The organism is Vibrio sp. 10N.261.51.F12 (assembly GCF_041471725.1).
Taxonomy (GTDB): Bacteria; Pseudomonadota; Gammaproteobacteria; order Enterobacterales; family Vibrionaceae; genus Vibrio.
In genome coordinates this window covers 1-20963 of the sequence record NZ_JBFROV010000008.1, presented here as the reverse complement: position 1 = coordinate 20963, position 20963 = coordinate 1, and the positions used below count along the sequence as shown (strand labels likewise).

Sequence of the window (20963 nt, the reverse complement as noted above, 5' to 3'; positions counted from 1 at the left end):
CTTCGATTCTGAATATCGTTAATAACAAATGTAATTATATGTTTACCTTATGTTATTGGTTTAGCATAAGCTTGTTTTATGTGGGTAACAAGACAATTTAAAAAGCATTGATGTGTATGGCGGATAAATGGATAGGCTGTCGTTAATAGGCATGTTTATGGGTAGGCTAAGCCCGTATCAGAAAGGAAAATGTAGAACGATAAGATAAAAAAGACAAAGCCGAGCATATTGGCTCGGCTTTGTCTTTACATTGAATAGCTGGAGATCGTGGTTACTTCTTCAATAAGAAATTTACCAGCTCAAAATATTCGTCTAGTGATTGTATACCACCTGCTTCAACCAGGTATTTGTTATTGACGATAACGGCAGGAACGCCAGAAAGTCCACTGTCTTTGAATTGCTTATCAAAGCGGCGCACCATTGAATCGACAGCAAAGCCCTTGAATGCCGAATCAAACTTCTTCGCGTCTATGCCTTCATCAATAAAGATTTGACGTAACTCTTCGTCGTTACGAGGAGGCTTGTTCATGTTGTGGATGCGGTTAAACATGACAGGAACCATCTTATCCTCAACTTTCAAGGCAATCATCGTCGCATAAGCCTTGCTCATCGACATGCCCATGTTACCACCCATAAATGACACGTGGTTCTTTTGGAATTTAGCATCGGCTGGGATTTTAGTTTTTAATTGCTCAATGATTGGCTCAAAACTATTACAGTGAGGGCAATAAAAAGAGAAAAATTCAGTAACGGTTGGTTTGATTGATTGCTTTGTTTCTAGCACTTTATAGTGAGTGCCTTCTTCAAACTGAGCGGCACTAACGCCAAGAGTGACGAGCAGCGTGGCGAATAGTGCGATAAATCTTTTCATTGTTGTCTCCATGTAGAATTCATTCCGTAACGATATTCATTAGTGTGTCACCACTGTGGCTGTAATGAAAGCGGCGTTTCATTTAATGCTGCCATTTGCTCTTTAAAGCCCAGTACTTGTCCTTCCCAGTATTTAGGGTCGTTAAACCATGGGAAAGCCAGAGGGAAAGCAGGATCATGCCAGCGTTTAGCCAACCAAGCCATGTAATACACCATACGTAGACCGCGTAAAGGCTCAATTAGTTTCAATTGACTCGAAGGGAAATCATTAAACTCTTGATAGCCTTCTAAAATCACATCTAGTTGCATCATTTTTTCTTGTCTATCACCGCTTAGCAGCATCCATAAGTCTTGAACTGCAGGTCCATTTCGAGCGTCATCTAAATCGACAAACATGGGGCCGTCACGCCAAAGAATATTACCGGGGTGACAATCACCATGTAAGCGAATCATCTGACTGGGTTCCCAGTGTGTTTCTATTTGAGCGATCAGCATGTCGAGGTCACTAAAGAAGGCGTTCTCAAGATGTGATGGGATGAACGTTGAAGATTGCAGCAGCTTTCTGGGTTGATATAAATACTCTTCTAGCCCAATGGTCGGTCGATGCTCAAACGGTTTTGCTGCGCCAACATTATGTATGCGACCCAGAAAGCGTCCGACCCATTCTAATTGTTCGAGGTTATCCACCTCGAACTGTCGACCACCTTCACTGGCAAATAGCGTGAACCAATAGCCGTTATACTCATGAATGGATTGATTATTGATGACCAGTGGCGCAGAAATGGGTACATCATGTTCCACAAGTTCATGTGCAAACTCATGTTCTTCTTGGATTTGTGCCAATGTCCAACGTTGTGGGCGATAGAATTTTACGACGAATCGTTTTTTATCTTCGTCGGTAAATTGGTAGACCCGGTTTTCATAACTGTTAAGGGGAAGGAGCCCGGATTCTGCGCGAACGCCGATACTTTCTAGTGCATACCACATAAAGTCTGGTGTTAACGCATCGAAGTTAAACATTTGCTCTGTCATGCTGAAACTAAAAAGGCTCATTACTGAGCCTTTTCCTATTATAAATCGCGAAGGGAGAGGTTAAAGCTTCACAAATCGGCTCTCTACTTCAACGGAAAAGTCATTGCTGTCACTTAGTATAAACTGAATCGTGACGACGGGTGAGTCGAGTTGGTCAGGATCGACACCTAAACTCATTGGTAGGCTTAACACTTCTCCAGGATCAACGATGACAGTTTGTTTTCCGTACCACGTTGCGGAATCTAAACCAGCTACCGTTAGCGTGTATTTTTGCTCTTGCTGCGTCTTGTTGATGACCTTAAGGGTATAAGTGTTTTCTACTAACCCGTCGCTGTTGATGCGTGACAGCGCACTTCGGTCTTTTATAACACTCAGTCCTACAGGCTCAACCGCAGAAATTTGTGCGAAGAACAGCCCAATCATCACGAGTAAAATAGCCCCATAGCCGAGTAGTTTTGGTCGCATTACTTTTGTGTGTTGACCTGATAATCGGTGCTCTGTGGTGTAGTTGATCAAGCCTTTCTCATAGCCCATTCGGTCCATGGTTTTATCACAGGCATCGATACAAGCGCCACAGTTAATACATTCGTATTGCAGGCCATCACGGATATCGATACCGGTTGGGCAGACCTGAACACATAAGTCACAATCAATACAGTCTCCAAGTCCGAGCGCTTTAGGGTCGGCTTTGCGAGAACGAGGCCCGCGTTGTTCACCACGCTTCGAGTCATAGCCGACAATAAAGGTGTCTTTATCAAACATGGCGGATTGAAAGCGAGCATAAGGGCACATGTGAATACATACGATGGAGCGCATCCATCCAGCATTAGCGTAGGTGCACCCTGCAAAAAATAGAACCCAAAAAACCGGCCAGAAACTCGCATCGAAGCTAAAGAAACCGATCACTAAGTCACCAATCGGGACAAAATAACCCGTAAACGTGAGGCCGGTGGCGAGCGCAATCGCGAGCCATGCAATGTGCTTAAGCGTTTTCCTTGCGAATAAATTCGCCGTGAGCTTGTTGGAGTCTTGTTTTCGCCTTTTATTTGCGCTGCCTTCTAGCTTTTCTTCAAACCAGATATACATAAAGGTCCAGACGGTCTGTGGGCATAGATAGCCACACCAAACTCGACCTAAAAAGGTGGTAATAAAAAACAATCCGAAGGCGGCGACCATAAATAACAAGGCAAGTAAGGTCAGGTCTTGTGGATAAAGGGTTGTGCCAAAAAAGTTGAATTGCTGATTGCCAATATCAAGTAAGATTGCCTGCCTTTCACCGTATGGTATCCAAGGAATAACCGCAAAAAGTAGCAATAAAAACCAACCGCCATAGCGCCTAAGCTTTTGGAATGTTCCTTTGCTTTCACGTACATAAATACTATTGCTGGGATTAAACCGGTCTCCGGTCCCTTTGTGTGTTTTAGGATTGAACGTTTTTGGTGTGACGTCCTTAATATCAATCTTATCCTGACTCATGTGAAGCGGTCCTTTTTGGGCTGACGGCATGTTTATACATGCTCTACTTTTCCGACACTGCGAGGTATTCCTAATCAATCGTCGACGCGTGTATTGTCATTCATGGCTGATCGGGCATAACTATCTATGTAAATAGAAAACCTATGTAAATAGAAAACGCGCCGATTATAACCTCGATAACAAACTCTTTTCTTTAAGGCTATCAACCTTTAACAAGAAAAATGATATTTCACGTGTTATGGCACCGTACGTAATAGGATAACGCAGCGTTGTGTTTCTCAAATGAGGAAGCGTTATTTTAAGGCGTGAAGCACAAAGCAAAGAAATTGCTTCGATGATATTGACGTGATGTAAATGAAGATAGCACGGTTGAGGCGTGCTATCTCTGGCTTTTTAGTCAGCGTATTTGCCGCTACTTGATGATACCGCGCGCTTTCAATAACGCAGTCTTGAAGTCATCTTCTTGGTCTTTCGCAAGGCCTGGGATCATGTCCTCTTTTTGGCTGTTACGCATCTTCAGATGGTAGATCAACACATCATCAGTGAGATCATTAAGATTACCGTTGTAGCCAGCTTCTGCAGCAAGCTTAACGATAAACTCTAGCAGGTTTAGGTCTGGTTCTTTCTGCCATTCTGGGTGAATAAGTTCGATCAGTTCGTTAACGCGATGACACTTCATAGCTTTCTCCACAATTTTTATAGTGATTTTTGCATCAAAATATCAAAGTTTACGTTGATAACCAATATGGGAAAGCAATAGACATAAAAAAAGCGCAGGGTGTCTGCGCTTTTTTATTATGCTGCTTTAATTACTTTTGCTGGTGTCGGTGCCATAAAAGCACTTTTTTCAACAAGCGTCATTGAAGGAGCGGCTTGTTTTGCGACAGGCGCAGAGGCAAAGCCACTACGACGACGCGACGCACCACGATTTGAGTGCGAAAACCTGACAGGAGTAGGGCGCATTGCTATACCTAACAGTCAGACAATTCCATTGCCAATCTAATGGCCTGATTATCTATGAGACATTGCATCACAATGTGCTCTTTTTTGGCATTTGCCAGTCCAAATAAATAATCAGGAATAACGATATGCATGCATATCACGTATAGAATATCACCAACTACGGATAGGTTCGACAATCTTATCTAAATAATTGTTGCTTTTTTGAACACGTGAAGTGATGGGGGTTATTTTGTCAGGAGTATTTGTTTTATCGGGCTATATGGGATAAAACTGGTAACCAGTGAATGGAGGTGCGTATGTCTTTTTTTAAGAAAACCTTAGCAAGTTTTGGTATTGGTGCTGCGCGAGTGGACTCGGTACTGCATCAAGAATTTTTATACCCAGGTCAGACTGCAAAAGTTACTGTGCATGTTTACGGCGGAAAAACAGCTCAAACGGTTGATAACATTAATATGCGACTGTGTTGCCGTTATATTGATGAGGTTGCTCGTGGCAACCACGACAATCAAAATCAGCCAGGTAGCCCGAAAAAGCGCGTAGCAAAAACCTATGCCTTGGAAACATGGAAATTGCCTTATGCTTTTACCATTGAGCCCGGTGAGACACGTGACTTTGAGGTTGAGCTCATGGTGCCTTGGAATACGCCGGTCACGCTTGGTGACTCCAAAGTCTGGCTAGAAACTGGGCTTGATATTGCTTTAGCGGCAGACCCAACAGACAAAGATTTACTGACGGTGAGGCCTGATCCGCTGCTTGATGGCATTTTTTCGGCTTTAGAACATGAAGGCTTACGCATTAGACAGGTTGAATGTGAGGCAGCCAAAGGCTTTGCTATGCCATTTGTTCAAGAGTTTGAGTTTGTCCCAACCACTGGTCCTTATCATGGGCGTTGGCGTGAGCTTGAGATTGTGGCATACCGAGATGAAGACGTGCTTAAGCTATGGTTTGAAATTGACAGAAATAGAGACGGTATTGGCGGCATGCTGTCCAGCTTAATAGGGGTGGGGCAACTAAAGCGAGAGCTCTCACTGCCAAGCTCGATGAGTGCAGAAGAGGCCGGTAAGAAGGTTCTCGATTACTTGGACCAAACTTCCTAGTTACAATCACGATTGCTTTTTCAGCTTACATTTGTAAGCTGAATGTGGCATGCTGCTGCCATTGCCATATTGTGAGTACAAATTATGTCTTCAGTGTCACTGTATAGTTTGCAAGAAGAGCGTGCCAACAGCCTGACCCATGCACTGGGTGTGATATTATCAGTGATTGGCTTGGTCTTATTGATATTGAAAGCGAATCAAGCAAACTCCGATGTGCTCACATTAATCAGTATGAGTGTTTATGGTGGCAGTATGGTCACCTTGTTCTTGGCCTCTACGCTGTATCATTCGATTGATAGTCCTAACCAAAAACATCGCTTAAAGACGTTTGATCATTGCGCTATTTACTTATTGATTGCCGGCAGTTACACGCCTTTTATGTTGGTATGTCTGCGAACCCCGCTTGCGGTATCTCTTATGGTGGTTATCTGGATGATTGCCGTGGTCGGGATTGTCATGAAGCTCTTTTTTGCTCATAAGATTGAACGGCTGTCTTTGTTTATCTATTTAGGAATGGGGTGGTTGTCGGTTATTCCGCTGTATCAACTCTCCCAAAGCCTCGATTTTTCGGGACTGATGTTGTTAGCTTTGGGTGGTGTCGTGTATACCTTAGGTGCCGTATTTTATGCTTGCGATCGAATTCCATTCAACCACGCGATTTGGCACGTTTTTGTGCTTGCTGGCGCTGCCTGTCACTTCTTTGCTATTTATCTGTACGTCGAACCTATTTAATACTCACCATCCGATGCTGAGACTACCGCTGAGCTAGAGCGGTCAAATTTAATGGCGAAGCCTCAAGCTAGAGTACTACTGAGCTGGCCTTTAGAAGTGCACAGTCAATGTTTAGACACGTGCAGTTAAATAGCGACATATAAGGTATTGAGTATTGAGTGCTAACGACGCCAAAAGGCAGGGAAAAAGAGCACCAATAACGTCAATATCTCTAAGCGTCCCATTAACATACCCAAGCTTAGTAGCCATTTCGCGGCATCTGGAAGTGGCGCAAAGTTACCCGTCGGACCAATGATATCGCCCATACCCGGGCCCACATTTGCAACCGCAGTAATGGCGCCAGAGATGCTTGTCACCGGGTCGAGCCCCATCGCACTCAGTCCTGCAGCAAGAACCATAATGGTTGCAAAAAACATCAACACAAAAGCCACTACAGAACGGACAATATCGTCATTGACCTGTCTATGGTTATAGCGCTGTACAAACACACCAGAAGGGTGGATCAGCTTCATCATCTGCTTGTTGAGTAAGGTAATGGCAATTTGGAAGCGAAAGATTTTGATGCCACCTGACGTAGAACCAGAACATGCACCGGCCATCATCATGAAAGCAAACACCACGCTTGGTAACGCTCCCCATGCGGTAAAGTCTTCTAATCCAAACCCGGTTGTTGTTACGACAGAGACGATGTTAAACATGGCGACACGGAATGCGTCACTGATGGCGTAACCATCTTTTAGGGTTAGCCATAAGGCAACCAAGGTACTTGATGTTAGGAATAAATACGTAAAGCCGCGAACCTGGGCGTCATTAATGAGGACGCGCACGCTGCGCTTAGATAGGGCAGCAACAAACAGCAAGAAAGGTAACCCGCCAAGGAACATAAATACGGTGCCTACCCAATGTGCGCCGTTGGTAAAGTGGTTCATGGAGCCATCAGAGGTTGAATAGCCACCCGTTGATAAGGTCGTGAAGGCATGATTGATGGCATCAAAAAATGACATGCCTGTGGCTAAATAGCCAATAAGGCACAGTATTGTCAGCACCAAGTACACTAAGACAATGTTCTTTGCGACGGTCTTGGCTCTAGGGCTACTTTTATCCGACCAATCTGATGATTCAGTTTGGAAGAGGCGCATTCCCCCGACATTGAGCACTGGTAATATGGCCACGGCCATGACGATGAAACCAATGCCGCCGAGCCATTGTAAAATCGAGCGCCAAAGTAGGATGCTCGGCGCCATATTATCTAACCCACTTAACACGGTTGACCCGGTTGTGGTTATTCCTGACATGGTTTCAAAATAGGCGTCGGTAAAGCTGATGTGATTGATGAACACAAAGGGCAGCGCCGCAAATGCACTGGCGATGATCCACACTAAGCTGGTGATGAGGAACATATCACGCACGCTGAGGTGGAAGGTTTTAGTTCGGCCAATCGATAAACAGATAAAGGCTGCTAAGTGCGTGATGATGACCGCTAAACCAAAATCTAAGAACCCTGCGGTACCAGTGAAGAAGGCAACTAAGGTAGGCACGTACATAAACAGGGCTAGCTTTGAAAGTACTAACCCAATAACAAACAAGACCGGACGAGCATTAACCATAAGAGTGCCTTATAAGAAGAATGCACTAGGTTGGAATAGCGCTTCTACGTCAGGGACGTATTTCTTATCGACCAAGAACATCACCACATGGTCATCTTGTTCAATGACGGTGCGGTCATGAGCAATTAAGACCTCTTCACCACGAACAATCGCACCTATCGTTGTACCTGGGGGTAACTTGATTTCACCGACCGCTTTGCCGACGACTTTCGAGGTTGTCTCATCACCACGAGCGACCGCTTCGATCGCTTCCGCGGCCCCACGTCTGAGCGAGGATACGTTAACAATATCGGCACGTCTTACGTGAGTGAGTAGTGCTGAGATGGTGGCTTGTTGTGGCGAAATCGCGACGTCAATGGTGCCGCCCTGTACTAAGTCGACATAAGCACCACGCTGGATGAGTACCATGACTTTTTTTGCGCCCATTTTTTTCGCCAGCATGGCGGACATGATGTTGGTTTCATCTTCATTAGTCAGTGCGATAAAGACATCAACCTGGTCGATGTTTTCCTCTGCTAATAACTCTTGATCAGCCGCATCGCCACAAAACACAATTGTGTTTTCAAGTTGCTCTGAGAGTTTTTCGGCTCTTTGGTAGCTGCGTTCGATGAGTTTGACGCTGTAATTCTGTTCTAAGCGCTTTGATAGGCTTGAACCAATATTACCGCCCCCCACAATCATAATACGTCGATACGGTTTTTCGAGGCGCTGCAGTTCACTCATTACGGAACGAATATGGTTACTCGCCGCGACAAAAAACACCTCATCATCCGCTTCGATAATGGTGGTACCTTGCGGGCGGATTGGGCGACCTTGCCTAAATATCGCCGCTACGCGCGTATCGATATGTGGCATGTGTTCTCGTAAGGTCGACAGGGCGTTTCCTACAAGTGGCCCACCGTAATATGCTTTGACGGCGACGAGGCTGACTTTTTCATCGGCGAAGCTGACAACTTGAAGCGCGCCAGGATATTGAATCAAACGCTCAATGTAGCTGGTAACCAGTTCTTCTGGTGCAATAAGGTGATCAACCGGTACTGCTCCAGAATTAAACAAGGTTTCTTTTTCCATTAGGTATTCACGCGAACGAATTCGAGCGACACGGTTTGGGGTGTTAAAGAGCGAGAACGCCACCTGACAGGCGGCCATGTTGGTTTCGTCCATGTTGGTGACCGCAACCAGCATATCGGCATCCTGAGCGCCTGCTTCTCGCAATACGTCAGGGTGGCTCGCATAGCCATTTATGACACGTAAATCATACTTATCTTGTAGTTCACGCAGACGGTCACTGTTTTTATCAACAATGGTAATATCATTGTTTTCACCCACCAGATTTTCTGCGAGTGTGCCACCGACCTGCCCTGCACCAAGAATGATGATTTTCATAACGTTTCGCTCTTCTTATTATGTCGACTCAACGACTTGGTAGAATAACTATCAATACGTTAGCATTCTACGATTTTTTTAATACCGCGTAATAGAAGCCGTCCATATCTTCTTCACCAGGTAAAATTTGACGACCAGGATTACTGATATCTGAGCCAATTAATTCGGCGTTGGTCGTGCGAGCCAAGAAGGCTTTTACTTGCTCGACGTTTTCTTGTGGTGTGATCGAGCAGGTGGCGTAGACCATGGTGCCACCTGTCTTTAATTGTTGCCACATTGCATCAAATATCTCACGCTGTAATTCAGCCAGTGCCGCAATATCATCAGCACGACGCAGCCATTTAATATCTGGGTGACGACGGATGACACCCGTTGCCGAGCAAGGAGCATCAAGCAAAATACGGTCAAACTGTTCACCCTGCCACCACTCTTGCGGTGTTCTTGCATCGCCACACACCACCGTCGCTTGTAGCTGTAAGCGTTCTAGGTTGTCGTGGACACGTTTGAGGCGATTTTCATCACAATCAATCGCCACCACATTACTACCCGTAGTGCGCTCAAGGATATGAGCCGTTTTGCCGCCAGGCGCTGCGCAGCAATCCAAAATTAGTTCGCCATCTTGAGGCTTTAGGTAATTCAATGACAGCTGAGCCGCGGCATCTTGTACCGATACCCAGCCTTTATCAAAGCCAGGTAAACTGGTGACGTCACAAGGCGCGGCCAATCTTAATGCATCTTGCGCTTCGGAGTGAGGGGTGCAATCAATGCCTTCATTTTTGAGCAGCTCAAGATACTCATCTCTTGAATGGTGTTGATGATTTACGCGTAACCACATTGGTGCCTTGGTATTGTTGGCTTCTAAAATGTCAGCCCATTGATCTGGGTAGCTTGCTTGCAGTAGCTTTAATAACCAACTTGGATGCCCATATTTACCAGCATTATGGCTCATGGATATCTCATCCAGTTTCTCTTGATTGCGTTGGTAATTACGCAGTACAGCATTAATGAGGCCGCGCAGTTTAGGACCTTTCAGCGTTTTTGTCGCCTCTACCGTTTCGCCAACCGCCGCGTGAGCGGGAATGCGCATATTGCCAATTTGATAAATACCAACCAAGATCAGGTGGTGGAAAACTCGCTGTTTACCTTTCAGCGGCTTGTCCATCAACTCTGAGGCAATAGACTCTAAACGAGGTAGGATTCGCAGGGCACCAAAACAAATTTCTTGCAGTAAGGCCTGATCACGAGGTTTAACTTGCTGCTGACCAGCAGGAAGTGCATTAGAGAGGGATTGACCTTTATCAACCACTTGAAACAGGATATTGGCCGCAACAGCACGAACGTTCATGATAGTTCCCAAAATTGATTGCTACGTAATGGTATGGCTACGTAGGTTAATAGTGTCTTAAATAAAGTAGGGCCCGCACTTATGAAAGTACTGGCCCTATTGATCGAGGGGAAGTGTTAGCTAAGGATGGTGCCCACTTCGAACCAGTTCGCTTTTGAGTTCAGAACATCACTGACAGGCATGGCTTTTTTTCCCGGCACCTGAATCTGATCAAGTACGACAATGCCTTGTCCGGTTGCGATGTAAATTCCTGTTTTATCGGATTTAAGAATAGTACCCGGTGCTTTATCTGTCTCGCCGCTTTCAGCAATAGCACGCCAAACCTTGACGTTATTTTCTTGTACTGAGAAGTAACTCATTGGCCAAGGGTTAAAAGCACGAATGCAGCGCTCAATAAAGATGGCGTCTTGAGTCCAATCGATTTTTGCTTCTTCTTTGCTCAGCTTACTCGCGTAATTGGCTTCGTCATCATTTTGTTTGACAGGCGTGGCCGATCCATCTGCGATGGTGTTCAAGCACTCTAACAAGGCGCCCGGACCTAAGTCCGCAAGCTTTTCGTACATAGAGGCGCTGGTATCATCGGGCTCAATTGGCGTCGTTGCAATGGAGAGCATATCGCCAGTATCGAGTCCGATATCCATTTGCATAATGGTCACGCCTGTTTCTTTGTCGCCAGCCCAAATCGAGCGCTGGATGGGCGCTGCACCACGCCAGCGAGGCAGGATGGAGCCATGCACATTAATGCAACCTAGCTTTGGAGTATCAAGAACCACCTGCGGTAGCAGCAAACCGTAAGCGACCACAACCATGATGTCAGCATTTAAATCGGCGAGTGCTTGTTTTGCCTCTTCAGATTTAAAATTTTCAGGCTGATAAACCGGAATGTTATGCTCGCTTGCGATATTTTTTACTGGGCTAGCGGTCAGTTTTTTACCACGACCAGCAGGTCGGTCTGGTTGGGTATAGACAGCAATTACCTCGTGCTCCGAAGACAATAACGCCGCCAAGTGACGGGCGGCGAAGTCTGGAGTACCGGCAAACACAATACGTAATGATTGGCTCACAGAAACCTCACTTTAGTGGTTATTGTTTCGCGTTGAAGCGCTGAATTTTTTCTAGCTTATCTTTGATGCGCTTACGCTTGAGAGGGGAAAGATAATCAACAAAAAGTTTTCCCTCTAGGTGGTCAAGCTCATGTTGAACACAAATCGCCAGTAGGTCATCAGCCTCAAAAGAGAACGTCTCGCCTTCGCGATTTAGCGCAGTGACACTGACTTCTGCTGCGCGAGCGACGAGCGCGCGTGCACCAGGTACAGACAAACAGCCTTCTTCAATACCATCTTCACCACGTTTTTCCGTGATCTCTGGATTGATGAGCACCATAGGTTGGTCGCGGCTATCGGAAATATCGATGACGACGATACGTTGATGAAAATCAACTTGTGTCGCGGCTAGGCCAATCCCTTCTTCGTCGTACATGGTTTCAATCATGTCATCGACAAACTTTTGAATCGCCGGAGTAACCTCAGATACTGGCTTTGCTACCGTTCTTAGGCGCTCATCCGGGAAAGTTAATACTTGTAATACAGACATATACACTCAAAATATTGAACTGTGCCGAATAGGCACGGACTTCGTTGGTTCAATTCTAGACATTTTCGGACCTAAATGACAGCATCCCATGAAACAAAGCAAGGGAATGCTGGAGATGAGGCAACGAATATTTAGGTTGGTGCGGGGTCTGGCTCTATTCAGTTTGACTTTGTTTTTTGCTTTCCCAGGTCAGTCTAATGAGTTGAGGCTTAAATCAAATGTGCCATCAACGTATGTCGTGGTAAAAGGAGACACCCTTTGGGGTATTTCGACGCTGTACCTTCGTTCGCCGTGGCGATGGCCAGAGTTATGGGGCTACAACCAGCATGTGACTAATCCGCATTTAATCTATCCTGGCGACAAACTTAATCTTACTTGGGTTGATGGTCGGCCAAGACTCAGTATAAAAAGTGTTAAAACGTTGTCGCCGGTTGTTCGTATTGATAACAAGCGTCCGATTGCTGGTGCAGACCGCTTAACGGTGATGCGTTATTTAGAAAAAGAAGGCTTGGTAAACAGTAAGGTCCTTGAGTCATTTCCTGTGGTCGTTGGCTCTAATCGAGGGCTAGATTACGTGACGGATCGTGATGAGTTGTACATCCAATACCAAGGCCGTGAGCGAACATGGGGTATTTACCGAGTAGGTAAAGCGTATTCCAATCATCTAGGTGCTGATATGAAGGAGGTGCGCTTACTTGCGGAGGCACACACAATCGGACACAACAATGGGGTGACGACGCTTCAAATATCGAGCTTAAAACGAGAATTGAAAAAGGGGGATGTTGTCATCCCACTTAGCGCGCACCAAGACCTATCGCTGGCATCCAATTTTTCACCACGACCAGGCCCCTCTATCGACACTGTTAAGCTATTGGGGGCCATGAACTCACTTAACTATGCGGTCCAAGGTCAGACTGTTGTTTTAAATATCGGTACAATGGCAGGGGTTGAACAAGGCAGTATTTTTCTTATTAAGCGCAACAGTGAGGACTTTCGTTTCTCGGCTGGAGAGAAAAGTATCGAAAAAAAAGACAATAGAGCGTCTCTGTCATTTCCCAAGGTTGAGATTGGTCAACTGATGGTGATTCGCCCCTATGAGCATTTTAGTATTGCTGTCATCACGACATCAACTGAACCCGTTTCAATGCAGGCGATTATCGAAGCACCCAATATGTCACATTCGGTAGACTGGTTCCCCAACACTGACGATGCCATTGATGGGTGATAGCGAATTAAGAGCATGGCTAACGTTGGCTTTATGTCCGGGTGTTGGGTCGATTACCTTTCATAAATTGTGTGCAATTGCTTCCCCTAGCGCATTGGTTCAATTCGATGCGCAGCGACTCCGATCTATTGGTTTAAAAGAAAACCAGATTCGGTTCATTCACTATGATGCCTGCAAGAGTGTGGAGGCATGTCTTGAGTGGCGTTGCGAATCGAGTCATCATATTATTCTATCCACAGACGCTCATTATCCTGCGCTGCTTCGCGAAACGAAAGGATACCCTCCGATGTTATTTGTTAGTGGGCACTTACCTGCATTAAGTCACCCACAGATAGCGATGGTAGGTAGCCGCAATGCAACGCGAGAAGGACAGGAAACCGCCGCACAATACGGGCAAGCATTCTCTGAACAAGGTTTTGTCGTAACGAGTGGCTTAGCGCTGGGTATTGATGGTCATGCTCATCAAGGCGCGTTGAGTGTTGGTGGTAGTACCATTGCCGTATTGGGTTCGGGTTTAGGTAATATCTACCCTCATCGCCATAAAGGACTCGCCAGTCGTATTCGAGAGAAAGGTGCTCTCGTTAGTGAGCACCCTCCGTTCATTAAGCCTAGGCCAGAGTTCTTCCCACGACGAAACCGGATTATCAGCGGTCTTTCTGCTGGGGTGTTAGTGGTTGAGGCAACGGAAAAAAGTGGGTCCTTGATTACGGCCCGATACGCTGCTGAGCAAGGTCGTGATGTTTTTGCTATTCCAGGTTCGATTCGTCATCCCTTTCACAGTGGTTGTCACTCTTTGATAAGAAGTGGTGCATTTCTCGTACAAACACCTAAAGACGTGGTGGATGAAATAGAATCTTTAGTGAACTGGTCTAAAGATCATCAACCGACACTTTTTGACCAAGTTATTGATAAAGAAGAATTGCCATATCCTAATCTGTTGGCTAACGTAGGAATAGACGCAACACCTGTTGATATTTTGGCTCAAAAGACCCATATTCCTGTGCATGAGGTCATGCAACAGCTCCTTGAGCTTGAACTGCTTGGCCATATTGTTGCCGTTACCGGTGGTTATATTCTCAAAGGGAGAGGCAAGCTATGATGATGGACATACTGATGTACCTGTTTGAAACCTATATCCATAGCGATGCGGAACTGCAGGTAGACCAAGACGAGCTAGAAGATGAATTGCTTCGGGCAGGCTTCCAGCAAAAAGATATCTACAAGGCGCTGCAATGGTTAGAAGATCTAGCGGAGCTTCAAGACACAGATAAGCACTCTGCTATTGCTATGAGTGCAGCAACATCGACGCGGGTTTATACCGCCAAAGAAATGTCTCGTATCGATGTCAAAAGTCGCGGATTTCTCATGTTCTTAGAGCAAGTTGGTGTTCTGACAACTGAGACTCGTGAGATGGTGATTGATCGCGTCATGGGCTTAGAAACGAACGAGTTCGAGTTGGACGACCTAAAATGGATTATTTTGATGGTACTATTTAATGTACCGGGTAATGAAAATGAGTACACGCTTATGGAAGAGCTGATCTATACCACTGAACAGGGCGTTGTTCACTAAAGAACACGTTGATATCGTCAATAAAAGAGAGTGTATGAGCGGTAAAATTGATCACCAGTTGTTTTCGGCTCATGAGCATGCGCTTAATAGCGAGTCGTGTCCTCAATGCCAGCAAGGAACATTGCAGCTAAAAAATGGTAAGCACGGTCCTTTTTTTGGCTGTAGCGATTACCCAGGTTGTGATTACATCAAGCCTTTGCATCAAAATGACGGTCATGTCATTAAAACACTCGGTGTTGCGTGCCCTGATTGTGGGAGTGAACTGCTGCTTCGACAAGGACGGTACGGGATGTTTATTGGCTGTAGTGGCTACCCAGAGTGTCACTTTATTCAATCACCGAACAAGCAAGAAGAGAATAAACCGCAAAAAGATGCAGAAGTGGCGTGCCCCGAGTGCGCTAAAGGGCAACTGATCGAGCGAAAATCTCGCTTCGGCAAGGTCTTTTATGCGTGCGATGCCTACCCTAAATGCAAGTTTGCCATCAATCACCCTCCTATCACCGGTGATTGTGAATTCTGTGGCTACCCCTTGCTGACCGAAAAGAAGCGAGCATCCGGCACGGTATTTGAGTGCGCCTCACGTGCATGTCACAAGGTTCAGAGCGAAAAAACGGCCCTATAATGAGCCATTTATCTTGGTTGTACCATTTTATTAAACACTTAACTTTCTAGGCTAAAGTGCTTGTGCTGCTGGCATTAAAGCAGGAAACGCATTGTGGTCTAAGATGTCGGCAAGCTTAAGAAGTTGAGCCTTCAGTTCAGCGTTGTTCGACGCGGACACATTGATATGGCCCATTTTTCTGCCAGTACGTTTTTCTTTGCCATACCAATGCACATGGCAGCCAGCGAGTTGATATACCGCTTCCGGAACGCAATCTTGGCCTAGTATATTCACCATCGATGTTGCTCTGGTGAGCTGAGTGGATCCGAGTGGCATATCACACACTGCCCGTAAATGGTTCTCAAATTGGCAAGTATCGGCACCTTGTTGTGTCCAGTGTCCTGAGTTGTGCACACGAGGTGCAATCTCATTGACCAGCAATTCACCATCAACATCAAAGAACTCAAGTGCTAGTACACCAACGTAATCCAAAGAATTAGCAACGGCAGTAAACATTTCAGCGGCTTGTTGTTGTACTGCTCTTTCATCAATGGCAGTAGACAGTGTTAACACACCATCGGTATGTACGTTTTCGGCCAGGGGATAAATAGCAATGTCGCCTTGCTTGTTACGAGCACCTACCAGAGAAACCTCACGCTGGAAGAGAACAAATTCTTCTGCGACAATCGCTTGGTTGTCGGACTGCTCGATACACTCTTGCATTTCCGCCCAGATCGCATCCACATTCTCAAGTGATTTTAAACGCCACTGGCCTTTGCCGTCGTAGCCACCAAGTGCACTTTTTAGCACCATAGGCAGGCCGACGGTCGTTATCGCAGCGTCAAAATCAGCTCGTGATCGAATGACGGCGTAGGTGGCATTTTTTACTTTGGCGCTATCGAGCAATACTTTTTCAATACGTCGGTCGCCGCCAGCTTTAATCGCTTGTGTGGAAGGACGAAATTTGCCACTTTTTTCGCATACATCGAGAACATCAAGAGGAATATGTTCGAACTCCGCGGTAATGACATCAGCAAGATCGATAGCTTGCTGTAAACCATTGCCCAGAACCTCTAAGGTGAGAGGGTGAACGATATTCTCACTGTTCACATCAAACGCTGATATTTTGATATTGAGCGGTGCGCCAGCCAAAGACATCATGCGCGCCAGCTGACCAGCACCTAAGACCAATACGTGCTTCATTATTAACCCTCTGATGGATCTGGGTTTGCGAGCACAGTGTCCGTTTGTGTCTGTCGGAATGCTTCGACTTTTTCCATGACGCTATTATCGTGAATACCGATAATCTGAGCGGCAAGAATCCCCGCATTTGCTGCGCCAGCTTCACCGATCGCAAGGGTGCCTACTGCGATCCCTTTTGGCATTTGAACGATTGAAAGTAGAGAATCCATTCCTTTAAGTGCACGACTTTGAACGGGAACACCTAACACAGGAACGCTAGTGAAAGCCGCAGCCATACCAGGAAGATGCGCCGCACCGCCAGCACCGGCGATAATCACAGAAATACCACGTTCTTTTGCTGACGTCGCGTAGTCCGCAAGTAGTTGTGGTGTGCGGTGAGCTGAAACGACTTTTGTTTCATATTCAACACCAAATTGGTCTAGCATGTCAGCGGCCAGTTGCATTGTTGGCCAGTCTGATTTTGAACCCATGATAATACCGACTTTCATTCGACGCTCCTTCAAAGCATGTTCAAATGGATTAAATTGCGCGCATTATACGAGTATTTTTTTCCAAGGAAAACGTTTGCGTGAGTGAAAGTTGGGTTTTTTTCTGGATTCTAAAGAGTGTTTTGCGCATAGTGCCGTTGAATTGTAAAAAAAATGTATAGATTTAAAGGGAAGGAAGACGCAGTGAATAATGTTCTCTCTATGGTCGATATGCTGAAATCGGGTGAGGTTATTGCTTACCCAACAGAAGGTGTGTTTGGTGTGGGTTGTGATCCTGACAATATTCAGGCGATTGAGAAATTGTTGGCAGTAAAAGAGCGACCGGTAGAAAAGGGCTTGATTCTAATTGCCAGTAATTATGAACAACTGCGTCCTTATATTGATGAAAATCAACTCACTAAAGCTCAACTTGCTCATGTTACGGCGACTTGGCCTGGGCCTTATACGTGGATTATGCCGGCAAGTAAAAGGGTATCCCCATGGCTCAGCGGTCAGTTTGATACGATTGCTGTTAGGGTAACTGACCATGTTTTAGTCCAAGCGTTATGCTTGGCATTCGATAAACCGATTACTTCTACCAGTGCTAATTTGTCGGGTATGCCATCTTGCATGACGGTTCAGCAGGTTCATGAGCAACTTGGAGGCCGACTTGCGGGTATTCTTGATGGAGAGGTTGGTGGGCGCTCAAAGCCAAGTGAGATTCGTGATGCCCGCACCCAACAGCTTATTAGACAGGGTTAAAGAGGACCACTATTGATGTCAAAAGTAGATAAATATCAAGTTAAAGCCTTCTTAATGCAGCTACAAGACACAATCAGCGAACGATTAGCCGCAGAAGATGGAGTGGCTCAGTTTATTGAAGATGAGTGGCAACGAGAGTTGGGTGGTGGTGGACGCAGCCGTGTCCTGAAAGATGGCGCTGTATTTGAGCAAGGTGGTGTGAACTTCTCACATGTGTTTGGCGATAAAATGCCAGCGTCTGCGACTGCGCATCGTCCAGAGTTGGCCGGTCGGAAGTTTGAAGCTATGGGGGTTTCTTTAGTATTGCACCCCAAAAATCCACATGTCCCGACCTCGCACGCAAACGTGCGCTTTTTCATCGCAGAAAAAGAGGGTGAAGAGCCGATATGGTGGTTTGGCGGTGGTTTTGACTTAACGCCATTTTACCCGGTTGAAGAGGACTGCCAGCATTGGCACAACGTGGCGAAAACATTGTGTGCCCCTTTTGGTGAGGCGGTCTATGCGGAACATAAAAAATGGTGTGATGAATACTTTTTCTTGCCTCATAGAAACGAAACTCGCGGTGTAGGCGGGCTCTTTTTTGACGACCTTAATCAATGGGGGTTTGAACGGTCTTTTCAGTATATGCAAGCCGTTGGAAATGGCTTCTTAGAGGCATACTTACCTATTGTCGCGAAGCGAAAAGACGTGGCGTTCGGTTCGCGTGAGCGAGAGTTTCAGCTGTATCGTCGTGGGCGTTACGTCGAGTTTAATCTTGTTTACGATAGAGGCACTCTATTTGGACTACAAAGCGGCGGGCGTACTGAGTCTATTTTAATGTCTATGCCGCCACTCGCTCGCTGGGAATATGCTTATGAGCCGGAAGCGAATACACCGGAAGCGGCACTCTATTCTGACTACTTAAAGCCGCGTGATTGGTAGCTTGGCGAATGCATGCTGAAGTGATAGTGTCTTTCTCATCACTTTAGTATGCAACAGGCAGGGACATGAGCAAACTAGATCAGTACGTTGTTTTCGGGAATCCAATCTCCCAAAGTAAATCACCTTTTATTCATACATTGTTTGCTAGGCAGACTGGACAAAGTATGGAATATGGCCGTCAAGAGCCTAAAAAAGGAGAGTTTTTGTCTGCGGTCGAAGTGTTTTTCAATTCTGGTGGTCGAGGGTGCAACATCACGGCACCTTTTAAAGAAGAAGCATATCAGTTCGCAGGCCGCCTGACAGAACGAGCGCAACTAGCTGGTGCTGTTAATACCCTAAAGAAACTCGATGATGGCGAGATCATCGGTGATAACACGGATGGTGAAGGTTTGGTCCAGGACTTACTTCAACATCAGGTCATCTTAAAAGATGCCTCAATTCTTGTCATTGGTGCCGGTGGCGCTGCTCGTGGGGTATTAAAGCCTCTTCTGGATCAAAACCCTTCTTCTATTACCTTAACAAACCGAACGTTTGAAAAAGCTCAAGAATTAGCGAGTATTTTTACTGGCGTCAATGCTGCTCCAATCGATGAGATACTCACAAGCTACGATGTGGTCATTAACTCAACATCAGCAAGCCTATATAAACAGCGACCAGACATCAGCAACGCTATCTTTAAACCTCAAACGATCAGTTATGATATGGCTTATGGCCAAGGTCTTACTACGTTCAATCAGTGGGCAAAGGATTCGGGGGCATTTCTGACTTATGATGGACTCGGTATGCTAGTTGGCCAAGCCGCTGAGAGCTTTATGCTGTGGCGTGGACTGAGGCCGGGAGCGAAGCAAATCTTACGTGAATTGAGGAAAAACCTTGAGGGAGAGTAAATGAATCAGTCGATCCTATTTTCAGATGACATAACCTGGAATCAAGAACAGTTGATGCTAACATTTCATGCGCATCAATCAGGGATGATGATATGTTGCTCTATTAGCCATGAACGGTTGAGTCAACTTTCTTCCATAGCGGTCAATAATAAAACAGACGCCTTTAACGCTTACCGTATTGCCCAGTTCGATATAGAAGATCTAGCAGAAGCCCTCATCGAAGATGAGGACTTTGATTTAGAGGGTAGCATCACGATACGTTAACGAATGATCTCAACCGTATTTATGTAATCATTTTTGTTTTGCACGTAATTGTCGGATGACTTTTGTAGGAAAGCTTGTTCTTTTTCTGTGAGCAAGCGGATTTTCTTAACTGGGCTACCCATATAGAGATAACCACTTTCTAGTGTTTTATTTGGAGGAACTAAACTTCCCGCCCCAATCATCACATCCGATTCAATAATGCTGCCGTCTAAGATAATGCTTCCCATGCCGACTAATACTCGGTCGTGTATAGAGCAACCATGTAACATAACCTGATGGCCAATAGTGACATCATTACCAATGAGCAGTGGATAGCCATCAGGGTTATCGGTATTTTTATGTGTTACGTGTAAAACGCTATTGTCTTGAATGTTGGTTCTGTCACCGATAACGATCTTGTTCACATCACCGCGCGCTGAAACAAACGGCCAAATGCTCACGTCTTTACCTAAATGTACGTTACCAATAATGGTACTTGTGGCGTCTATATAGACAGAAGAGTCGAATTGAGGACAAATGCCTTTAAAACTGCGAACTGAAGTCATAATTAGCTCTTACTTTATAAATATTCATATCATTTTGTCGAGTTTAAGCGGTTTTATAGCCATTAAGAATAAAAAACAACCAAGCAAACAAAAAAACAAAAAAAACTCGTCTTTAGGGGTTGCCAATGTGATTCGGATCTCTATAATGCGACCCCACTGAGACGGGAAAGGTTGTTAGAAACCAAGACCGAATCAGCAAGGTTATTCAGCTCAATGAGCTAAGCAAAATTAGTTTTAAAAAGTGTTTGACACTGAAAATTAACTCGCTAAAATAGCCGTCCGTTTCGAGTAAAGCTCGAAACAAGCTCTTTAACAATATAGACCTATATCAATCTGTGTGGACACTTGTTGATGATAATCATTACGTTTGCTTCTGCTGCAAAGTAGAAACGAACACTTCTTCGGAAGTAAAATG

At 45.5% G+C, this 20963-nt stretch carries 23 protein-coding genes; 10 read left to right on the top strand and 13 right to left on the bottom strand.

Going from position 1 to position 20963, the window contains the following annotated elements; genetic code table 11:
* Window positions 1-271 precede the first annotated feature (271 nt).
* From AB4405_RS04490 to AB4405_RS04470, 5 genes are all read right to left on the bottom strand, one after another.
* Entirely contained in the window at window positions 272-871 is a 600-nt protein-coding gene (locus AB4405_RS04490) for a thiol:disulfide interchange protein DsbA/DsbL (RefSeq protein WP_372059816.1), read from the bottom strand.
* 47 nt (window positions 872-918) lie between these two features.
* Window positions 919-1902, bottom strand: a complete 984-nt coding sequence (locus AB4405_RS04485; protein WP_372059842.1) for a serine/threonine protein kinase — start codon at window positions 1900-1902, stop codon at window positions 919-921.
* A gap of 60 nt (window positions 1903-1962) precedes the next feature.
* Window positions 1963-3378 carry a cytochrome c oxidase accessory protein CcoG gene (gene ccoG, locus AB4405_RS04480; protein ID WP_372059815.1) on the bottom strand — a complete coding sequence of 472 codons (1416 nt, stop codon included), beginning with the start codon at window positions 3376-3378 and terminating at the stop codon, window positions 1963-1965.
* A 412-nt stretch (window positions 3379-3790) separates the two neighbouring features.
* On the bottom strand, window positions 3791-4057 hold the full coding sequence (locus tag AB4405_RS04475; RefSeq protein WP_372059814.1) for a YihD family protein: 267 nt from the start codon (window positions 4055-4057) through the stop codon (window positions 3791-3793).
* 116 nt (window positions 4058-4173) lie between these two features.
* Entirely contained in the window at window positions 4174-4341 is a 168-nt protein-coding gene (locus AB4405_RS04470; RefSeq protein ID WP_198593085.1) for a hypothetical protein, read from the bottom strand.
* Between the two features lie 296 nt (window positions 4342-4637).
* Between AB4405_RS04470 and AB4405_RS04465 the strand changes: the two genes are divergently transcribed.
* Both AB4405_RS04465 and AB4405_RS04460 read left to right on the top strand, forming a co-directional pair.
* Entirely contained in the window at window positions 4638-5438 is an 801-nt protein-coding gene (locus AB4405_RS04465) for a sporulation protein (RefSeq protein ID WP_372059813.1), read from the top strand.
* A gap of 84 nt (window positions 5439-5522) precedes the next feature.
* Window positions 5523-6170 carry a hemolysin III family protein gene (locus AB4405_RS04460; protein ID WP_372059811.1) on the top strand — a complete coding sequence of 216 codons (648 nt, stop codon included), beginning with the start codon at window positions 5523-5525 and terminating at the stop codon, window positions 6168-6170.
* A 161-nt stretch (window positions 6171-6331) separates the two neighbouring features.
* On the opposite strand, the gene AB4405_RS04455 is transcribed toward AB4405_RS04460, so the two are convergent.
* The 5 genes from AB4405_RS04455 to def form a co-directional block, all read right to left on the bottom strand.
* On the bottom strand, window positions 6332-7777 hold the full coding sequence (locus AB4405_RS04455) for a TrkH family potassium uptake protein (RefSeq protein WP_372059809.1): 1446 nt from the start codon (window positions 7775-7777) through the stop codon (window positions 6332-6334).
* A gap of 9 nt (window positions 7778-7786) precedes the next feature.
* Entirely contained in the window at window positions 7787-9163 is a 1377-nt protein-coding gene (trkA, locus tag AB4405_RS04450) for a Trk system potassium transporter TrkA (protein ID WP_102470046.1), read from the bottom strand.
* 67 nt (window positions 9164-9230) lie between these two features.
* On the bottom strand, window positions 9231-10508 hold the full coding sequence (gene rsmB / locus AB4405_RS04445) for a 16S rRNA (cytosine(967)-C(5))-methyltransferase RsmB (protein ID WP_372059807.1): 1278 nt from the start codon (window positions 10506-10508) through the stop codon (window positions 9231-9233).
* Window positions 10509-10624: 116 nt separating this feature from the next.
* Complete coding sequence (gene fmt / locus AB4405_RS04440; RefSeq protein WP_102470048.1) at window positions 10625-11572, bottom strand: methionyl-tRNA formyltransferase; 948 nt, start codon at window positions 11570-11572, stop codon at window positions 10625-10627.
* Between the two features lie 19 nt (window positions 11573-11591).
* Window positions 11592-12101 carry a peptide deformylase gene (gene def, locus AB4405_RS04435; RefSeq protein ID WP_372059806.1) on the bottom strand — a complete coding sequence of 170 codons (510 nt, stop codon included), beginning with the start codon at window positions 12099-12101 and terminating at the stop codon, window positions 11592-11594.
* 88 nt (window positions 12102-12189) lie between these two features.
* Between def and AB4405_RS04430 the strand changes: the two genes are divergently transcribed.
* From AB4405_RS04430 to AB4405_RS04415, 4 genes are read left to right on the top strand one after another with little or no spacing between them, the layout of a single operon-like run.
* On the top strand, window positions 12190-13326 hold the full coding sequence (locus AB4405_RS04430; protein WP_372059804.1) for a LysM peptidoglycan-binding domain-containing protein: 1137 nt from the start codon (window positions 12190-12192) through the stop codon (window positions 13324-13326).
* Window positions 13319-14425, top strand: a complete 1107-nt coding sequence (gene dprA / locus AB4405_RS04425; protein WP_372059802.1) for a DNA-processing protein DprA — start codon at window positions 13319-13321, stop codon at window positions 14423-14425. The genes AB4405_RS04430 and dprA overlap by 8 nt, the downstream gene beginning before the upstream one ends.
* Window positions 14422-14898, top strand: a complete 477-nt coding sequence (locus tag AB4405_RS04420; protein WP_102470052.1) for a DUF494 family protein — start codon at window positions 14422-14424, stop codon at window positions 14896-14898. Before dprA ends, AB4405_RS04420 begins: the two co-directional genes overlap by 4 nt.
* Before the next feature lie 34 nt (window positions 14899-14932).
* Window positions 14933-15520, top strand: coding sequence for a topoisomerase DNA-binding C4 zinc finger domain-containing protein (locus AB4405_RS04415; RefSeq protein WP_372059801.1), 588 nt, complete (start codon window positions 14933-14935; stop codon window positions 15518-15520).
* A gap of 51 nt (window positions 15521-15571) precedes the next feature.
* On the opposite strand, the gene AB4405_RS04410 is transcribed toward AB4405_RS04415, so the two are convergent.
* Both AB4405_RS04410 and purE read right to left on the bottom strand, forming a co-directional pair.
* Window positions 15572-16702 carry a 5-(carboxyamino)imidazole ribonucleotide synthase gene (locus AB4405_RS04410; RefSeq protein ID WP_372059799.1) on the bottom strand — a complete coding sequence of 377 codons (1131 nt, stop codon included), beginning with the start codon at window positions 16700-16702 and terminating at the stop codon, window positions 15572-15574.
* Between the two features lie 2 nt (window positions 16703-16704).
* Window positions 16705-17190, bottom strand: a complete 486-nt coding sequence (gene purE, locus AB4405_RS04405; RefSeq protein WP_102470055.1) for a 5-(carboxyamino)imidazole ribonucleotide mutase — start codon at window positions 17188-17190, stop codon at window positions 16705-16707.
* A gap of 201 nt (window positions 17191-17391) precedes the next feature.
* Between purE and AB4405_RS04400 the strand changes: the two genes are divergently transcribed.
* The 4 genes from AB4405_RS04400 (at window position 17392) to AB4405_RS04385 (ending at window position 20003) form a co-directional block, all read left to right on the top strand.
* Window positions 17392-17931 carry an L-threonylcarbamoyladenylate synthase gene (locus AB4405_RS04400; RefSeq protein WP_372059841.1) on the top strand — a complete coding sequence of 180 codons (540 nt, stop codon included), beginning with the start codon at window positions 17392-17394 and terminating at the stop codon, window positions 17929-17931.
* A gap of 15 nt (window positions 17932-17946) precedes the next feature.
* On the top strand, window positions 17947-18852 hold the full coding sequence (hemF, locus tag AB4405_RS04395; RefSeq protein WP_372059797.1) for an oxygen-dependent coproporphyrinogen oxidase: 906 nt from the start codon (window positions 17947-17949) through the stop codon (window positions 18850-18852).
* A 65-nt stretch (window positions 18853-18917) separates the two neighbouring features.
* Window positions 18918-19739 carry a shikimate dehydrogenase gene (gene aroE / locus AB4405_RS04390; RefSeq protein WP_372059795.1) on the top strand — a complete coding sequence of 274 codons (822 nt, stop codon included), beginning with the start codon at window positions 18918-18920 and terminating at the stop codon, window positions 19737-19739.
* Window positions 19740-20003, top strand: a complete 264-nt coding sequence (locus AB4405_RS04385; protein ID WP_372059793.1) for a DUF1488 domain-containing protein — start codon at window positions 19740-19742, stop codon at window positions 20001-20003.
* Here AB4405_RS04385 and AB4405_RS04380 read toward each other — a convergent pair.
* Window positions 20000-20548, bottom strand: a complete 549-nt coding sequence (locus tag AB4405_RS04380) for a gamma carbonic anhydrase family protein (protein WP_372059792.1) — start codon at window positions 20546-20548, stop codon at window positions 20000-20002. The two genes, AB4405_RS04385 and AB4405_RS04380, sit on opposite strands and share 4 nt — an antisense overlap.
* Window positions 20549-20963: the final 415 nt, after the last annotated feature.

What these genes read in the sequence shown, in the direction of transcription:
- AB4405_RS04490 (WP_372059816.1), bottom strand. Translation starts at nt 871, where the DNA reads ATGAAAAGATTTATCGCACTATTCGCCACGCTGCTCGTCACTCTTGGC.
- AB4405_RS04485 (WP_372059842.1), bottom strand. Translation starts at nt 1,902, where the DNA reads ATGACAGAGCAAATGTTTAACTTCGATGCGTTAACACCAGACTTTATG.
- ccoG (WP_372059815.1), bottom strand. Translation starts at nt 3,378, where the DNA reads ATGAGTCAGGATAAGATTGATATTAAGGACGTCACACCAAAAACGTTC.
- AB4405_RS04475 (WP_372059814.1), bottom strand. Translation starts at nt 4,057, where the DNA reads ATGAAGTGTCATCGCGTTAACGAACTGATCGAACTTATTCACCCAGAA.
- AB4405_RS04470 (WP_198593085.1), bottom strand. Translation starts at nt 4,341, where the DNA reads ATGCGCCCTACTCCTGTCAGGTTTTCGCACTCAAATCGTGGTGCGTCG.
- AB4405_RS04465 (WP_372059813.1), top strand. Translation starts at nt 4,638, where the DNA reads ATGTCTTTTTTTAAGAAAACCTTAGCAAGTTTTGGTATTGGTGCTGCG.
- AB4405_RS04460 (WP_372059811.1), top strand. Translation starts at nt 5,523, where the DNA reads ATGTCTTCAGTGTCACTGTATAGTTTGCAAGAAGAGCGTGCCAACAGC.
- AB4405_RS04455 (WP_372059809.1), bottom strand. Translation starts at nt 7,777, where the DNA reads ATGGTTAATGCTCGTCCGGTCTTGTTTGTTATTGGGTTAGTACTTTCA.
- trkA (WP_102470046.1), bottom strand. Translation starts at nt 9,163, where the DNA reads ATGAAAATCATCATTCTTGGTGCAGGGCAGGTCGGTGGCACACTCGCA.
- rsmB (WP_372059807.1), bottom strand. Translation starts at nt 10,508, where the DNA reads ATGAACGTTCGTGCTGTTGCGGCCAATATCCTGTTTCAAGTGGTTGAT.
- def (WP_372059806.1), bottom strand. Translation starts at nt 12,101, where the DNA reads ATGTCTGTATTACAAGTATTAACTTTCCCGGATGAGCGCCTAAGAACG.
- AB4405_RS04430 (WP_372059804.1), top strand. Translation starts at nt 12,190, where the DNA reads ATGAAACAAAGCAAGGGAATGCTGGAGATGAGGCAACGAATATTTAGG.
- dprA (WP_372059802.1), top strand. Translation starts at nt 13,319, where the DNA reads ATGGGTGATAGCGAATTAAGAGCATGGCTAACGTTGGCTTTATGTCCG.
- AB4405_RS04420 (WP_102470052.1), top strand. Translation starts at nt 14,422, where the DNA reads ATGATGATGGACATACTGATGTACCTGTTTGAAACCTATATCCATAGC.
- AB4405_RS04415 (WP_372059801.1), top strand. Translation starts at nt 14,933, where the DNA reads ATGAGCGGTAAAATTGATCACCAGTTGTTTTCGGCTCATGAGCATGCG.
- AB4405_RS04410 (WP_372059799.1), bottom strand. Translation starts at nt 16,702, where the DNA reads ATGAAGCACGTATTGGTCTTAGGTGCTGGTCAGCTGGCGCGCATGATG.
- purE (WP_102470055.1), bottom strand. Translation starts at nt 17,190, where the DNA reads ATGAAAGTCGGTATTATCATGGGTTCAAAATCAGACTGGCCAACAATG.
- AB4405_RS04400 (WP_372059841.1), top strand. Translation starts at nt 17,392, where the DNA reads ATGGTCGATATGCTGAAATCGGGTGAGGTTATTGCTTACCCAACAGAA.
- hemF (WP_372059797.1), top strand. Translation starts at nt 17,947, where the DNA reads ATGTCAAAAGTAGATAAATATCAAGTTAAAGCCTTCTTAATGCAGCTA.
- aroE (WP_372059795.1), top strand. Translation starts at nt 18,918, where the DNA reads ATGAGCAAACTAGATCAGTACGTTGTTTTCGGGAATCCAATCTCCCAA.
- AB4405_RS04385 (WP_372059793.1), top strand. Translation starts at nt 19,740, where the DNA reads ATGAATCAGTCGATCCTATTTTCAGATGACATAACCTGGAATCAAGAA.
- AB4405_RS04380 (WP_372059792.1), bottom strand. Translation starts at nt 20,548, where the DNA reads ATGACTTCAGTTCGCAGTTTTAAAGGCATTTGTCCTCAATTCGACTCT.